This window comes from Pseudomonas sp. 2822-15, assembly GCF_002742515.1.
Lineage (GTDB): Bacteria > Pseudomonadota > Gammaproteobacteria > Pseudomonadales > Pseudomonadaceae > Aquipseudomonas > Aquipseudomonas salomonii.
In genome coordinates this window covers 1-446 of sequence record NZ_LJRY01000158.1, presented here as the reverse complement: position 1 = coordinate 446, position 446 = coordinate 1, and the positions used below count along the sequence as shown (strand labels likewise).

Below are 446 nucleotides of genomic sequence, written 5' to 3'. Positions count from 1 at the left end.
ATATAAAACTCAGGCTCCGTATTCCAGCGATTATAAAGGAACTCTCCCAAATCCCACTCATCACTGTGAAAAGATGATTCCTCTACTAACTTCGCAATTCCAGATGAAAAATCAATTTCGTAATCTATGAAAAACCACGATGGACCGAATTCCTCATGGTGGTTGTGATACATTGCGATTTGAATGGTGTCCTCATCAAGACTTTTGATTTGGTTAGTATGTAAAATCATTGAGGAACTTTGGCCAGCACTTTCAAATGACAGTGACTTTAACGTATCATCTTCTATATAGTAAAGAGATGTTTGATTATTATTTGTGTCCCCATATTGTGATACACCAAGTAAGTCATGTTTATGAGTTCCTGAAAGTAAAAACACTTGATCATTAGCTTCCAAAAATACTTGGTCTTCACTAATTGGCCCGTGTGGTAACGGAACATCTTGTTC

The 446-nt window shown here is 36.8% G+C and carries 1 protein-coding gene; it reads right to left on the bottom strand.

The annotated features are described in order from the left end of the window. Nucleotides 1-446: hypothetical protein (locus AOA59_RS32375; protein ID WP_158235226.1), on the bottom strand; the 446-nt coding region annotated here is incomplete at both ends.